At 59.1% G+C, this 13,502-nt stretch carries 16 protein-coding genes; 14 read left to right on the top strand and 2 right to left on the bottom strand.

The window, feature by feature from the left end; all coding sequences use genetic code 11:
- Positions 1 to 56 precede the first annotated feature (56 nt).
- From phnD to cbrB, 14 genes are all read left to right on the top strand, one after another.
- Complete coding sequence (phnD, locus tag AC07NP_RS10380; RefSeq protein WP_494660419.1) at positions 57 to 1,073, top strand: phosphonate ABC transporter substrate-binding protein; 1,017 nt, start codon at positions 57 to 59, stop codon at positions 1,071 to 1,073.
- A 122-nt stretch (positions 1,074 to 1,195) separates the two neighbouring features.
- The gene (gene phnE, locus AC07NP_RS10375; RefSeq protein WP_494660418.1) at positions 1,196 to 1,975 is read left to right on the top strand and encodes a phosphonate ABC transporter, permease protein PhnE; all 780 of its coding nucleotides are present in this window, start codon (positions 1,196 to 1,198) and stop codon (positions 1,973 to 1,975) included.
- Between the two features lie 20 nt (positions 1,976 to 1,995).
- Positions 1,996 to 2,721 (top strand): phosphonate metabolism transcriptional regulator PhnF, encoded by a 726-nt coding sequence (gene phnF, locus AC07NP_RS10370; RefSeq protein WP_494660417.1) that lies wholly within the window; start codon positions 1,996 to 1,998, stop codon positions 2,719 to 2,721.
- Complete coding sequence (gene phnG, locus AC07NP_RS10365; protein ID WP_494660416.1) at positions 2,722 to 3,174, top strand: phosphonate C-P lyase system protein PhnG; 453 nt, start codon at positions 2,722 to 2,724, stop codon at positions 3,172 to 3,174. It abuts the gene before it with no gap.
- Positions 3,171 to 3,767, top strand: a complete 597-nt coding sequence (phnH, locus tag AC07NP_RS10360; RefSeq protein WP_494660415.1) for a phosphonate C-P lyase system protein PhnH — start codon at positions 3,171 to 3,173, stop codon at positions 3,765 to 3,767. The genes phnG and phnH overlap by 4 nt, the downstream gene beginning before the upstream one ends.
- On the top strand, positions 3,767 to 4,834 hold the full coding sequence (locus AC07NP_RS10355) for a carbon-phosphorus lyase complex subunit (protein WP_494660414.1): 1,068 nt from the start codon (positions 3,767 to 3,769) through the stop codon (positions 4,832 to 4,834). Before phnH ends, AC07NP_RS10355 begins: the two co-directional genes overlap by 1 nt.
- 46 nt (positions 4,835 to 4,880) lie before the next feature.
- On the top strand, positions 4,881 to 5,672 hold the full coding sequence (gene phnJ, locus AC07NP_RS10350; RefSeq protein ID WP_494660442.1) for an alpha-D-ribose 1-methylphosphonate 5-phosphate C-P-lyase PhnJ: 792 nt from the start codon (positions 4,881 to 4,883) through the stop codon (positions 5,670 to 5,672).
- Positions 5,669 to 6,427 carry a phosphonate C-P lyase system protein PhnK gene (phnK, locus tag AC07NP_RS10345; RefSeq protein WP_203359247.1) on the top strand — a complete coding sequence of 253 codons (759 nt, stop codon included), beginning with the start codon at positions 5,669 to 5,671 and terminating at the stop codon, positions 6,425 to 6,427. The genes phnJ and phnK overlap by 4 nt, the downstream gene beginning before the upstream one ends.
- Positions 6,428 to 6,554: 127 nt before the next feature.
- Entirely contained in the window at positions 6,555 to 7,241 is a 687-nt protein-coding gene (phnL, locus tag AC07NP_RS10340; protein WP_494660413.1) for a phosphonate C-P lyase system protein PhnL, read from the top strand.
- Entirely contained in the window at positions 7,238 to 8,374 is a 1,137-nt protein-coding gene (gene phnM, locus AC07NP_RS10335; RefSeq protein ID WP_494660412.1) for an alpha-D-ribose 1-methylphosphonate 5-triphosphate diphosphatase, read from the top strand. The genes phnL and phnM overlap by 4 nt, the downstream gene beginning before the upstream one ends.
- Positions 8,374 to 8,925 (top strand): ribose 1,5-bisphosphokinase, encoded by a 552-nt coding sequence (gene phnN, locus AC07NP_RS10330; RefSeq protein ID WP_494660441.1) that lies wholly within the window; start codon positions 8,374 to 8,376, stop codon positions 8,923 to 8,925. Before phnM ends, phnN begins: the two co-directional genes overlap by 1 nt.
- On the top strand, positions 8,918 to 9,352 hold the full coding sequence (gene phnO, locus AC07NP_RS10325) for an aminoalkylphosphonate N-acetyltransferase (protein ID WP_494660411.1): 435 nt from the start codon (positions 8,918 to 8,920) through the stop codon (positions 9,350 to 9,352). Before phnN ends, phnO begins: the two co-directional genes overlap by 8 nt.
- A 63-nt stretch (positions 9,353 to 9,415) precedes the next feature.
- A complete protein-coding gene (gene phnP, locus AC07NP_RS10320) occupies positions 9,416 to 10,174 on the top strand; it encodes a phosphonate metabolism protein PhnP (RefSeq protein WP_494660410.1) in 759 nt (252 codons plus the stop codon).
- A 70-nt stretch (positions 10,175 to 10,244) separates the two neighbouring features.
- Positions 10,245 to 10,715 (top strand): inner membrane protein CbrB, encoded by a 471-nt coding sequence (gene cbrB / locus AC07NP_RS10315; RefSeq protein ID WP_494660409.1) that lies wholly within the window; start codon positions 10,245 to 10,247, stop codon positions 10,713 to 10,715.
- A 64-nt stretch (positions 10,716 to 10,779) separates the two neighbouring features.
- Here the strand turns inward: cbrB and yjdP are convergent, their stop codons facing one another.
- Together yjdP and AC07NP_RS10305 are read right to left on the bottom strand one after the other, a co-directional pair.
- Positions 10,780 to 11,112: a DDRRRQL repeat protein YjdP gene (gene yjdP / locus AC07NP_RS10310; protein ID WP_494660408.1), complete on the bottom strand. Its 333-nt coding sequence runs from the start codon at positions 11,110 to 11,112 to the stop codon at positions 10,780 to 10,782.
- A gap of 69 nt (positions 11,113 to 11,181) precedes the next feature.
- Entirely contained in the window at positions 11,182 to 13,446 is a 2,265-nt protein-coding gene (locus AC07NP_RS10305) for an ATP-binding protein (protein ID WP_494660407.1), read from the bottom strand.
- Positions 13,447 to 13,502 lie beyond the last annotated feature (56 nt).

Genomic DNA, 13,502 nt, shown 5'->3' with positions numbered 1-13,502 from the left:
AAAGACCAGGCGGATAAGTGAAATAGCCTGGAACAATGTCTAAGTGAGGAACATAGATGAGCTATAAAGCCGTTGCCGCGCTGGCCTTCACCAGCATGTTCAGCATCAGCACCTTGTTAAGCCCGGCGCATGCCGAAGAACAGGAAAAAGCGCTGAACTTTGGCATTATTTCGACCGAATCACAGCAAAACCTGAAGCCCCAGTGGGAACCGTTCCTGAAGGATATGGAAAAGTCGCTGGGCATAAAAGTGAACGCCTTCTTCGCCCCGGACTACGCCGGGATCATCCAGGGGATGCGCTTTAACAAAGTCGATATCGCCTGGTACGGCAACCTTTCGGCGATGGAAGCGGTGGATCGCGCCAACGGTCAGGTCTTTGCCCAGACGGTCGCGGCCGATGGATCGCCCGGCTACTGGAGCGTGCTGATCGTCAACAAAGACAGTCCGATCAATAACCTGAACGATCTGATCGCCAAACGTAAGGATCTGACCTTCGGTAACGGCGATCCCAATTCCACGTCAGGCTTCCTCGTCCCCGGTTATTACGTCTTCGCCAAAAACAACATCGCCGCCAGCGACTTCAAACGCACCGTCAACGCCGGACACGAAACCAACGCGCTGGCCGTCGCCAATAAGCAGGTGGATGTCGCCACCAACAACACCGAAAACCTCGACAAGCTGAAAACCTCCGCGCCGGAAAAGCTGAAAGCGCTGAAGGTGATTTGGAAGTCGCCGCTGATCCCCGGCGATCCGATCGTCTGGCGTAAGAATCTCTCCGAAACCACCAAGGACAAGGTGTACGACTTCTTCATGAATTACGGCAAAACACCGGAAGAGAAAACCACCCTGGAACGTCTGGGCTGGGCACCGTTCCGCGCCTCCAGCGATCTGCAACTGGTGCCGATTCGCCAGCTGGCGCTGTTTAAAGAGATGCAGGGCGTGAAAGACAACAAGGGGCTGAACGAGGAAGAGAAAACCAGCAAAACGTCGGCGCTGAAGGCGCAGCTGGATGACCTCGACCGTCTGACCGCCGCAATGGGTGCGATGACCAGCGTGAATAAAGTGGTGCAGTAATACGTAGGCGGTTGTAGGCCGGATAAGGCAAAGCCGCCATCCGGCAAAGGCGTGAATGCCGGATGGCGACGCAAACGCGTCTTATCCGGCCTACCGCCAACACACATTTATAGGAAGCAACTATGCAAACCATCACCGTCGCCCCACCCAGGCGTAGCTGGTTCTCGCTGCTGAGCTGGGCCATCCTGCTCGCCGTGCTGGTTGTCTCGTGGAAGGGCGCTGAAATGGCCCCGCTCACGCTGATCGAAGATTCCGGCAATATGGCGACCTTCGCCGCCGACTTCTTCCCGCCGGACTTCAGCCAGTGGCAGGACTATCTCGGCGAAATGGCCGTCACCCTGCAAATCGCCGTCTGGGGAACCGCCCTCGCCGTCGTTCTCTCCATTCCTTTCGGCCTGATGTGCGCCGACAACCTCGTGCCGTGGTGGATTTACCAGCCGATGCGCCGCCTGATGGACGCCTGTCGCGCCATTAACGAAATGGTCTTCGCCATGCTGTTTGTGGTCGCCGTCGGTCTTGGCCCCTTTGCAGGCGTCATGGCGCTGTTTATCCACACCACCGGGGTCCTCTCCAAGCTGCTTTCCGAAGCGGTAGAAGCCATTGAGCCGGGACCGGTAGAAGGCATTCGCGCCACCGGCGCCAACAAGATTGAAGAGATCCTCTACGGCGTGCTGCCCCAGGTGATGCCGCTGCTCATCTCCTATTCGCTGTACCGTTTTGAGTCCAACGTCCGCTCCGCCACGGTGGTCGGAATGGTCGGCGCAGGCGGTATCGGCGTCACGCTGTGGGAGGTGATTCGCGGTTTTCAGTTTCAGCAAACCTGCGCCCTGATGGTGTTGATCATCGTTACCGTCAGCCTGCTGGATTTCCTCTCCCAGCGCTTGCGTAAGCACTTCATCTGATCAGCGAGGCATTGATTGCTATGCACTTGTCTACACATCCGACCAGCTATCCGACGCGTTATCAGGAAATTGCTGCCAGACTTGAGCAGGAGCTTCGTCAACATTACCGCTGCGGCGACTACCTTCCGGCGGAGCATCAGCTTGCCGCCCGCTTTGAGGTGAACCGCCACACCCTGCGCCGCGCTATCGACCAACTGGTGGAGAAGGGCTGGGTACAGCGTCGTCAGGGTGTCGGCGTGCTGGTGCTGATGCGCCCGTTCGATTACCCACTCAACGCCCAGGCACGCTTCAGCCAGAATCTGCTGGATCAGGGCAGCCATCCCACCAGCGAAAAACTGCTGGCGGTGCTGCGCCCGGCCTCCAGCCCGATTGCCGACGCACTGAGCGTCAACGAGGGCGACAACGTCATCCACCTGCGCACCCTGCGCCGGGTGAACGGCATCGCCCTGTGTCTGATTGACCATTACTTTTCCGACCTCACTCTCTGGCCGCTATTGCAGGATTTTAGCAGCGGTTCGCTGCACGACTATCTGCGCGAGCACGCGGGTCTGGCGCTGCAACGCACGCAAACGCGTATCAGCGCCCGCCGCGCGCAGGCCAAAGAGAGTCGGTGGCTTGAAATCCCCAATATGGCGCCGCTGCTGTGCGTGCGCACCCTGAACCACCGTGAAGGCGAAGAACAGGCAACGGAATACTCCGTCAGCCTGACCCGCGCCGACATGATCGAATTCATCATGGAGCACTGAATGCATTTTGATACTTCTACCCGCCAGCGCTGGATGCGTGCGCTGGCTTACAGCCACGCCGAGGCACTGAACGCGCGCATCAAGGTGCTGGCGCTGACGCCGGAATATGAACTGATTCGCGCCCCGGAAACCGGACTGATGCAGATTCAGGCGCGGATGGGCGGCACCGGTAACCGCTTCTTCGCCGGAGACACCACCCTTACCCGCGCGGTGGTGCGCCTGAAAAGCGGCACGCTGGGCTACAGCTATCTGCTGGGACGCAACAAACACCATGCCGAGCAGTGCGCCGTCATCGACGCGCTGCTCCAGGAACAGACGCATTTCCAGAACCTAATGGAAACCTTAATTGCCCCGCTGGAAGCGGAACGCGACGCACAAATCAACGCTCGCCGTGCCGAGATTAACGCCAGCCGGGTCGACTTCTTCACGCTGGTACGCGGAGATAACGCATGACACGATCGACAGTACTACTGACCGCCTTTCACTCACCGGTTCAGGACGCCCAGCAGAGCTTTCGCCGCCTGCTAAAAGCCATGAGTGAACCCGGCGTCATTGTTGCCCTGCATCAACTGAAACACGGCTGGCAGCCGCTGAATCTCGCCACCACCAGCGTGCTGCTGACGCTGGTTGACGGCGACACGCCGGTCTGGTTGTCGCCCGCCGTGAACAACGACATCGCCAGTCAGAATCTGCGCTTTCACACCAGTGCAACCCTGGTGGAACAACCGCAACAAGCGACCTTTGCCGTCGCCGACGAGCGCATCAGCAGCGAGCAGCTTAACGCCCTCTCAGCCGGTTCTGCCGTGGCGCCGGAAACCAGCGCCACCCTTATTGTGCAGGTCGCCAGCTTGAGTGGCGGACGTATGCTGCGCCTTACCGGCGCGGGCATTGCAGAGGAGCGCATGATCGCGCCACAGCTGCCGGACTGCCTGATCCACGAGCTTACTGAGCGCCCGCATCCTTTCCCGCTGGGGGTCGATCTGCTCCTCACCTGCGGCGACCGGCTGTTGGCTATTCCACGAACCACCCATGTGGAGGTGTGCTGATGTACGTCGCCGTTAAAGGGGGCGAAAAGGCGATAGCCAACGCCCACGCGCTGCAGGAGAACCGACGCCGGGGCGACAGCACGATTGCCGAACTGAGCGTGGCGCAAATCGAACAGCAGATGAATCTCGCTGTCGACAGGGTGATGACCGAAGGCGGTATCGCTGACCGCGAACTGGCGGCGCTGGCGCTGAAACAGGCCAGCGGCGATAACGTCGAAGCGATCTTCCTGCTGCGTGCTTACCGCACCACGCTGGCGAAGCTGGCGGTCAGCGAACCGCTGGATACCGCCGGGATGCGCCTGGAACGTCGTATCTCCGCCGTTTACAAGGACATTCCAGGCGGGCAGTTGCTGGGGCCAACCTACGACTACACCCATCGCCTGCTCGATTTTACGCTACTGGCCAATGGTGAAACGCCCCCGCTGCATCCCGCAGAAAATACGCAGGAACCGGCCCCGCACGTCTTTTCACTGCTGGCCAGGCAGGGACTGGCGAAGCGCGAAGAAGATAATGGCGCTCAACCAGACGATATCACCCGCACGCCGCCGGTTTACCCCTGCTCACGTTCCTCGCGCCTGCAACAGCTGATGCGCGGCGACGAAGGCTACCTGCTGGCGCTGGCCTACTCCACCCAGCGCGGTTACGGGCGCAACCACCCGTTTGCCGCCGAGATCCGCAGCGGTTTTGTCGAGATTGATATCGTGCCAGAAGAGCTGGGATTTGCGGTGAACGTCGGCGAACTGCTGATGACTGAGTGTGAAATGGTTAACGGCTTTGTCGCGCCAGAAAATGAAGCCCCGCATTTTACCCGCGGCTACGGACTGGTGTTCGGCATGAGCGAACGCAAAGCGATGGCAATGGCGTTGGTGGACCGCGCCCTACAGGCACCCGACTACGATGAAACGGTCACCGGACCGGCGCAGGACGAGGAGTTCGTGCTGGCGCATGCGGATAACGTCGAGGCGGCGGGGTTTGTTTCGCACCTCAAACTTCCCCATTACGTCGATTTCCAGGCCGAGCTGGAACTGCTCAAACGCCTGCAACAGGAGGCCGCCCGTGACCACTAACCTCTCCGGCTACAACTTTGCTTATCTGGATGAGCAGACCAAACGGATGATCCGTCGCGCCATTTTGAAAGCGGTGGCGATCCCAGGCTATCAGGTGCCATTCGGCGGCCGCGAAATGCCGATGCCTTACGGTTGGGGCACCGGCGGCATCCAGTTGACCGCCAGCGTGATTGGCGAGCCGGACGTGCTGAAGGTGATTGATCAGGGTGCCGACGACACCACCAACGCGGTGTCGATCCGCAACTTCTTCAAACGCGTCACCGGCGTCAACACCACCGAGCGTACGGAAGACGCCACGCTGATCCAGACGCGTCATCGGATCCCGGAAACGCCGCTGACTGAAGATCAGATCATTATCTTTCAGGTGCCGATCCCGGAACCGCTGCGCTTTATCGAACCGCGAGAAACGGAAACCCGCACCATGCACGCGCTGGAAGAGTACGGCGTCATGCAGGTGAAGCTGTATGAAGATATCGCCCGCTTCGGTCACATCGCCACCACTTACGCCTACCCGGTGAAGGTCAACGGGCGCTACGTGATGGACCCGTCGCCAATTCCAAAATTCGATAACCCGAAGATGGACAAGATGCCCGCCCTGCAACTGTTTGGCGCTGGCCGCGAAAAACGCATTTATGCCGTCCCCCCTTACACGCGGGTAGAAAGCCTCGATTTCGACGATCACCCGTTTACCGTTCAGACCTGGGATGAGCCCTGCGCCATCTGCGGTTCGACCCACAGTTATCTCGATGAAGTGGTGCTCGATGACACCGGCAAACGGATGTTTGTCTGCTCCGACACCGACTACTGCCGCCAACAGAGCGAGGCCCTCAGCCAATGACGCAACCGCTGCTTTCGGTTAACAACCTGACCCATCTCTACGCGCCGGGCAAAGGCTTCAGCGATGTCTCTTTTGACCTGTGGCCTGGCGAGGTACTGGGCATTGTCGGGGAGTCTGGTTCCGGCAAAACCACCCTGCTGAAATCAATCTCTTCGCGCCTGACACCGCAGTCGGGCGAGATTCAGTACCAGAACCGCTCGCTGTACGGCATGCACGAAGCCGACCGTCGCCGCCTGCTGCGCACCGAATGGGGCGTGGTGCATCAGCACCCGTTGGACGGTCTGCGCCGTCAGGTGTCGGCGGGCGGCAATATCGGCGAACGCCTGATGGCCACCGGTGCGCGTCACTACGGCGAGATCCGCGCCACCGCGAAGCGCTGGCTGGAGGAGGTGGAGATCCCCGCCTCACGTATCGACGATCTGCCGACCACCTTTTCCGGCGGCATGCAGCAGCGTCTGCAGATCGCCCGTAACCTCGTCACTCACCCGAAGCTGGTGTTTATGGACGAACCCACTGGCGGGCTGGACGTTTCCGTGCAGGCCAAACTGCTGGACCTGCTGCGCGGGCTGGTGGTGGAACTGGATCTGGCAGTGGTGATTGTCACCCACGATCTGGGCGTCGCGCGCCTGTTGGCGGACCGCCTGCTGGTGATGAAGCAGGGCCAGGTGGTGGAAAGTGGGTTAACCGACCGTGTGCTCGACGATCCACATCACCCTTATACCCAGTTGCTGGTGTCGTCGGTTTTACAGAATTGATGTCGCTGTTTTGCCGGATGGCGACGCTAACGCGTCTTATCCGTCCTACGAGTCGACATCGCTTGTAGGCCTGATAAGCAAAGCGCCATCAGGCAATTGAATGCACAAATGCTTAAAGAGGCTAAAAATGAACGCGATCCGCGTTGAAAACGTGAGTAAGACTTTCGTGCTCCACCAGCAAAACGGCGTGCGCCTGCCGGTGCTGCAAAGCGCCTCTCTGGAGGTGAAAAAGGGTGAATGCGTGGTGCTGCACGGCCACTCGGGCAGCGGCAAATCCACGCTGTTACGCTCCCTGTACGCTAACTACCTGCCGGACGAAGGGCACATCCACATTCGCCACAGCGACGAATGGGTGGATCTGGTACAGGCACCCGCCCGTAAGGTGCTCGAAGTTCGCCGTTCAACGATTGGCTGGGTCAGCCAGTTCCTGCGGGTGATCCCGCGCGTCTGCGCGCTGGATGTGGTGATGCAGCCACTGTTGGATCTGGGCGTATCACGCGAGGCGTGCGCCGCCAAAGCCGCGAACCTGCTGACCCGTTTGAACGTACCGGAACGGCTGTGGCATCTCGCCCCTTCCACCTTTTCCGGCGGCGAACAGCAGCGCGTGAACATTGCCCGTGGGTTTATCGTCGATTACCCGATTTTGCTGCTTGATGAACCTACCGCCTCGTTGGACGCCAAAAACAGCGCGGCGGTAGTGGCGCTGATTGAAGAAGCAAAAGCACGCGGTGCGGCGATTGTCGGCATTTTTCACGATAGCGCCGTGCGCGAGCGCGTGGCGGACCGTTTGCACCTGATGGGAACAACAGCATGATTATCAACAATGTAAAGCTGGTGCTGGAAGATGAAGTCGTGCACGGATCGCTGGAAATGCAGGATGGCGTGATCCGCGCCTTTGCGCAAAGTCAGAGCCGTCTTCCCGAGGCGCTGGACGGCGAAGGCGGCTGGCTACTGCCGGGGCTGATAGAGCTGCATACCGACAATCTCGACAAATTCTTTACTCCGCGTCCGAAGGTGGACTGGCCCGCCCATTCGGCAATGAGCAGCCACGACGCGCTGATGGTCGCCAGCGGCATCACCACCGTGCTGGACGCGGTGGCGATTGGCGACGTGCGCGACGGCGGCGACCGTCTGGAAAATCTGGAGAAGATGATCAATGCGGTGGAGGAGACGCAAAAGCGCGGGGTCAACCGCGCCGAGCACCGTCTGCATCTGCGCTGCGAGCTGCCGCATCACTCCACCCTGCCGCTGTTTGAAAAGCTGGTGGGTCGTGAACCGGTGACGCTGGTGTCACTGATGGATCACTCGCCGGGGCAGCGCCAGTTCGCCAGCCGCGAAAAATACCGCGAATATTATCAGGGCAAATATTCTCTCACCGATGAGCAGATGGCCCGCTATGAAGAGGAACAGCTTCAGCTTGCGGCGCGCTGGTCGCAGCCGAACCGTACCGCCATTGCACAGTTGTGTCGCGAGCGGCATATCGCGCTGGCGAGCCATGATGACGCCACCCACGATCATGTGCGGGAGTCGCATCAACTTGGCAGCGTGATCGCCGAATTTCCCACCACATTCGACGCAGCACTTGCTTCTCGCCAGCATGGAATGAACGTGCTGATGGGCGCACCCAACATCGTGCGCGGCGGTTCGCACTCCGGCAACGTGGCGGCGCATACGCTGGCGGAAATGGGGCTGCTGGATATTCTCTCGTCGGATTACTATCCCGCCAGCCTGCTGGATGCAGCGTTTCGCGTCGCAGAAGACGAAGCCAACCGCTTTACGCTGCCGCAGGCCATTCGGCTGGTCACCCGTAACCCGGCACGGGCGCTGAACCTCGACGATCGCGGCGTGATCGCCGAAGGTAAGCGCGCCGACCTGGTGCTGGCGCACCGCAAAGGCGATCATATTCATATCGACCACGTCTGGCGCCAGGGAAAAAGGGTGTTCTGATTATGGGAAAACTGATCTGGCTGATGGGACCGTCCGGCTCCGGAAAGGACAGCCTGCTGGCGGAACTTCGCCAGCAGGAACCTGCACAACTGCTGGTGGCGCATCGTTATATCACCCGGTCGGCCAACGCCGGGCATGAAAACCATATCGCCCTCAGTGAACACGAGTTTTTTACCCGCGCCGGGCAGAATCTGCTGGCGCTAAGCTGGCACGCCAACGGCTTTTACTACGGCATAGGGGTGGAGATTGACCTTTGGCTACACGCCGGTTTCGACGTGGTTGTCAACGGTTCACGCGCGCATCTGGCGCAAGCGCAGGCACGCTACGGTATATCGCTGCTTCCTGTCTGTTTAGAGGTTTCTTCTGCTATCCTGCGCCAGCGCTTACAGGCTCGCGGGAGAGAAAATGAAACGGAGATCGCCGCTCGCCTCGAACGCGCCGCCCGTTACGCGCCATTAAACTGTCATAAGCTGAATAACGACGGAAGTTTATTGCAGTCCGTCGATGCGTTACTCACGCTGATGGGTCGCAAGGAGAAAATAGATGTTTGACTGTGAACTACGCCATGCCACCCCAGGGGATACCGAGGCCGTCTACGCGCTTATCTGCGAGCTGAAGCAGGCCGAATTTAACCGCCAGGCCTTTAGCGCCGGGTTTGCCGTTAATTTGCAGGATAGCAATCTGCGCTACCAACTGGCGCTGCTCGACGGCCAGGTGGTTGGCATGATTGGTCTGCATTTGCAGTTTCATCTGCATCACGCCAACTGGATTGGCGAAATTCAGGAACTGGTAGTGATGCCGCATGCGCGCGGGGGGAAAGTCGGCAGTCGGCTGCTGGCGTGGGCGGAGGAAGAAGCACGCCAGGCAGGGGCAGAAATGACCGAGCTTTCCACCAGCGTGACGCGTCACAACGCGCACCGTTTTTACCTGCGCGAAGGGTATGAACGGAGCCATTATCGCTTCACCAAAACGTTGTGAGGTAGGCCGGCCGGATAAGACGCTCGCGTCGCCATCCGGCACGATACGACAAGGGGAGTCACGATGAGTTTGACCATCACCTTAACCGGCACCGGCGGCGCACAGCAGGTGCCCGCTTTTGGTTGCGACTGCGCCGCCTGTCGTCGCGCGCGCGTGCAGGCGCACTATCGCCGCCGCCCCTGTAGCGGATCACTCAAATTCAACGACGCGGTAACGCTGCTGGACGCCGGTCTGCACGATCTGATGGATCGCTGGCCTGCCGGATCTTTCCGCCAGTTTCTGCTCACGCACTACCATATGGATCATGTCCAGGGACTGTTTCCACTTCGCTGGGGCGTGGGTGCGACGATCCCGGTATACGGTCCGCCTGACGAGCAGGGCTGTGACGATCTGTTTAAGCACCCAGGGATTCTGGATTTCAGCCACACGGTGAAGCCGTTTGTGGTGTTTGATTTGCAGGGATTACAGGTCACGCCGCTGCCGTTGAATCACTCAAAGCTGACGTTTGGCTATCTGCTGGAAACGGCGCACAGCCGCGTGGCGTGGCTCTCTGACACCGCCGGATTGCCAGACAAAACGCTGAAATTTCTACTGAACAATCCGCCGCAGGCGATCATTATCGACTGTAGCCACGCACCGCGCGCGGAGCCTGCGCGTAACCACTGTGATTTAAATACCGTCGTGGCACTCAATAACGTCCTCCGCTGCCCACGGGTGATCCTCACCCACATCAGCCATCAGTTCGACCTGTGGCTGATGGAGAACCCGCTGCCGGAAGGCATTGAAGCGGGCTTCGACGGAATGGAGATTGTGCTGGATTAACGCCACTTCATCGTCTCTTCACTTACGCAGACTACTTTCCCTTCAGAGAAAACACGCTGAAGGGGATCCTGTGAACATAAAAACACGCCGTATTATCCATCATGCCTGCTGGTTTACTTTGTTGGGACCGTTTACCGGCGTTCCCCTCACCGTCGCCATCACGGCGCTGTACTTTCGGGATTCGCCGTGGGAATTGCTGTTCGATATCAGCAGAGTGTTGCCAGAGTTTCTGGTATTAACGTGGCTAATCGGCGCACTCCCGGCGCTGGCGACAGGTATTCTCAGCGCCTGCCTGCCAGACAGAATTTACGACTCACGTTACTGGCGCAGCTTCACCTGTGCGGCCATTGGCGGCGCGCTCGCGTTGCTGTACGAACTCATTCCCCATGCGCTCAGCGCCAGGGCATTATTCAGTCATGAGTTTGTGTGGATAGTCTTTTGTACTGGCCTGTTCGCAGGGGGCGCGTTGGGCTTTTTAGTCCCTCGCCTCGCCGGGCATGGCAATCGCCTCAGCGCGGTTCAGCCCGAAACCAAAGGGTAAACGCGCACTTTGTATTATCACGAACGCTGAAAGAGAGTGTGTCAAAACCGCGAAGGATTAACGGCTACCGATAGTAGTCCTCTTCCATCCTTCGCTCGTCATCTTCTAGCTGGCGACGCTCTTGATCGAGCTGGCGCTGGCGCTCGTCTAACTGGCGACGTCGGTCTTCAAACTGACGACGCCTGTCGTCGTACTGTCTGCGACGATCGTCACTCATCTGCCGTTGCCCGTTGTCATACCGAGAGTCATCGTCATAGCGGCGGTCACTATCGGGTTTATAGGCATCGCTGATCGCCTGCTGAATGTTGCCGATGGCGTCATCGATAATGTCGGCATAGGCCAGTGGACTGCTTAAAGAGCACAGACTCAGTAACAGAGCGATAGAGTAACGTTTCATAAGACCAGTCTCGCAGGTGAGCTGGCTTTACGTTAATGAAAGGTATACGCGGGGAGTAGCGGAGGAATCTCAATTTCGCTGATGCCGTAGCGCCCGTGCCAAATCCATACGGGTAAACGGTTTACACAACAGCGCCACATCCGGCAGTGCAGGATTGTCTGCCGGGCGTAAATCCTGACCGCTGATCAGCAGCAGCGTCAGATGGGGATAGTGTTTCAGCGCATGATTCACCACATCCGCGCCGCTTAACCCGCCGGGTAGCATTAAGTCACTGATAAAAATATCGATCTCTGAGGAGGCGGCGAGCATCTGCATCGCCTGCTCACCGTTGGCGGCTTCCAGCGTCAGGTAACCCAACAAATGCAGCTGCTCGCACAGCGTCTGGCGCACATCGGCCTCATCTTCGAGAACCAGAGCCAGTTTATCCGTGCGGGCCACATCCTCCTCTGCCAACGGTTCCGCAGCGGTCGCAACAGGCACAATCGCGCGGGGCAGTTGCAATCTGACTATCGTTCCCTGCCCCGGCGCACTCTCGATTTCCACCCGTCCGCCGGACTGGCGCACAAATCCGTACACCATAGACAGCCCCAGGCCACTGCCGCTGCCGGTCTGTTTGGTGGTGAAGAACGGCTCAAAAACCTGCGCTTTGATCTCCTGCGACATCCCGCAGCCGTGATCCGCTATCTCCAGAATCACCATATCCTCTTTGCGCCCGCTGCTGCGCGTGACTCGCTGATTCCAGGTACGAATTTTGATGGTGCCCATCTGCCCCTCCATCGCATCGCGGGCGTTCATCACCAGGTTGATGAGGGCATTCTCCAGTTGGCTGACGTCAATCCACGCGGGCCAGGCGGGCGACTGGGCTTCAATGTCCAGCGTCAGGGTGGCGGGCAACGAGTGGCGCATCAGTTCACCAAGATTCTCCAGCAACGTTCTCAGCTCCACCGCATGGGGGTGCAGGGATTGCTTGCGTGAGAAAGCCAGTAGCCGCTGGGTCAGCAACGCCCCACGTTCCGCCGCTTTCAGCGCCCGCGAAATACGCGCCGCATCCGGCGAGTCGGGGTTAACCAGTTCCAGACTGCCGATTATCACCGCCAGCAGATTGTTAAAGTCATGCGCCAGCCCTCCCGTCAGTTGCCCTACCGCTTTCATTTTTTGGCTGTGCAGCAGCGCTTCCTCCAGCCCTTTGCGCTCGATTCTGTCGAGTTCCAGTTGCGTGCTTTTTTCCTTCAATAGACGCGAGGTGTGCTCCAGCGAGGCGGTATTACGGGCAAAAACGTTGAACGCGCGCGCCAGCTCTCCCAGTTCGTCGCGCCGCTGTAAGGCAGGGACGCTGACGTCCGACTCGCCGTGCGCCAGGCGGGTCATTGCTCGCGAGATTGCTGTCAGGTTGGAGCCGAGATTGCGGTAAATATACCAGCCCGCAAACCCGGTAATGACAATCGCCAGCAGGGCAAATGTCATGATAAACATGATGATAGATTGCAACTCCTGATGGCTTTGCGCCACACGCTGTTCTGAACTGGCCGCCACCTGCGCCACATATTGATTGATGTCGCTGTTGAGGATCGCCACCAGCGCTTTGATGTGGAACATATACCAGATGATCGCCAAATCGCTTTGTTCCAGCGCCGCCGAGAGCGGTTCAAGCTGGCGTAACTCCTGATTGAAGTCACTGAGGATGCCGTTGACCAGCGGGCGGGCGTTACGTGTTGGCAACAGAGGCATCACGCCATCCAGCTGCTTGACCACAGAGCGCGGCGTGGGCGTTTCGATGGCCGCCACAATCAGCCTGTCCATCTGAGCAAGCAACACCGCATCCTGCGCCGCATTGATCGTTTGCAAATGCCGCAGATAGCTCAAATTCTGATACAGCGAACTCAGTAGCGCGTTACGCTCCAGATGTCGTCGCTGCCCGCGCTGAAGCATGCCCGCCACGCTAGTTTGCAGTTCGTTGCTGCGCTGAATAATGCGGGCGACCAGGTCCGGCTCCTGCTGCGCCAGCGGGGCAGCGGCCAGTTGTTCCAGCGACTGTTTCAGCGCACGCTGCGTCTCCTGTAAGCGTTCCGCCTCACTTTTATATTCCAGCGCGCCGACCACCTGCGACAGTCGCACTGCCGCCGTCGCCACGTTGGCGGTGTCGCGCGCCAGATTCATGCTGCCGGTCATGTCATCAACCGTTTGCTGTTGTACCTGCTCCTGAATCTGGCTGGCGTGCCGAAAACCGAGCACCGCCACGCCGCTCACCATCAGCGTGACGGCCACCACCAGCAGGTTAAAGAACAGCAATCGCCCGCGCGCGCTGGCGAAAAAGTGACGCCCAGGCTGCGGCATATCACGCTCCATGAAGAAAAATATCACTATGACAAATATGAACGGCTTCTGACATT

This window comes from Citrobacter sp. GW821-FHT07H02 (assembly GCF_059418505.1).
Note: the sequence above shows the minus strand (reverse complement) of the source record. Positions and strands in the feature narration are given on the sequence as shown.

Excerpts from the sequence above, each read along its gene's own strand:
- phnE (WP_494660418.1), top strand. The coding sequence starts at position 1,196 with ATGCAAACCATCACCGTCGCCCCACCCAGGCGTAGCTGGTTCTCGCTG.
- AC07NP_RS10355 (WP_494660414.1), top strand. The coding sequence starts at position 3,767 with ATGTACGTCGCCGTTAAAGGGGGCGAAAAGGCGATAGCCAACGCCCAC.
- phnF (WP_494660417.1), top strand. The coding sequence starts at position 1,996 with ATGCACTTGTCTACACATCCGACCAGCTATCCGACGCGTTATCAGGAA.
- phnO (WP_494660411.1), top strand. The coding sequence starts at position 8,918 with ATGTTTGACTGTGAACTACGCCATGCCACCCCAGGGGATACCGAGGCC.
- AC07NP_RS10305 (WP_494660407.1), bottom strand. The coding sequence starts at position 13,446 with ATGCCGCAGCCTGGGCGTCACTTTTTCGCCAGCGCGCGCGGGCGATTG.
- phnH (WP_494660415.1), top strand. The coding sequence starts at position 3,171 with ATGACACGATCGACAGTACTACTGACCGCCTTTCACTCACCGGTTCAG.
- phnD (WP_494660419.1), top strand. The coding sequence starts at position 57 with ATGAGCTATAAAGCCGTTGCCGCGCTGGCCTTCACCAGCATGTTCAGC.
- phnG (WP_494660416.1), top strand. The coding sequence starts at position 2,722 with ATGCATTTTGATACTTCTACCCGCCAGCGCTGGATGCGTGCGCTGGCT.
- phnL (WP_494660413.1), top strand. The coding sequence starts at position 6,555 with ATGAACGCGATCCGCGTTGAAAACGTGAGTAAGACTTTCGTGCTCCAC.
- phnP (WP_494660410.1), top strand. The coding sequence starts at position 9,416 with ATGAGTTTGACCATCACCTTAACCGGCACCGGCGGCGCACAGCAGGTG.
- yjdP (WP_494660408.1), bottom strand. The coding sequence starts at position 11,112 with ATGAAACGTTACTCTATCGCTCTGTTACTGAGTCTGTGCTCTTTAAGC.
- phnM (WP_494660412.1), top strand. The coding sequence starts at position 7,238 with ATGATTATCAACAATGTAAAGCTGGTGCTGGAAGATGAAGTCGTGCAC.
- phnJ (WP_494660442.1), top strand. The coding sequence starts at position 4,881 with ATGATCCGTCGCGCCATTTTGAAAGCGGTGGCGATCCCAGGCTATCAG.
- phnK (WP_203359247.1), top strand. The coding sequence starts at position 5,669 with ATGACGCAACCGCTGCTTTCGGTTAACAACCTGACCCATCTCTACGCG.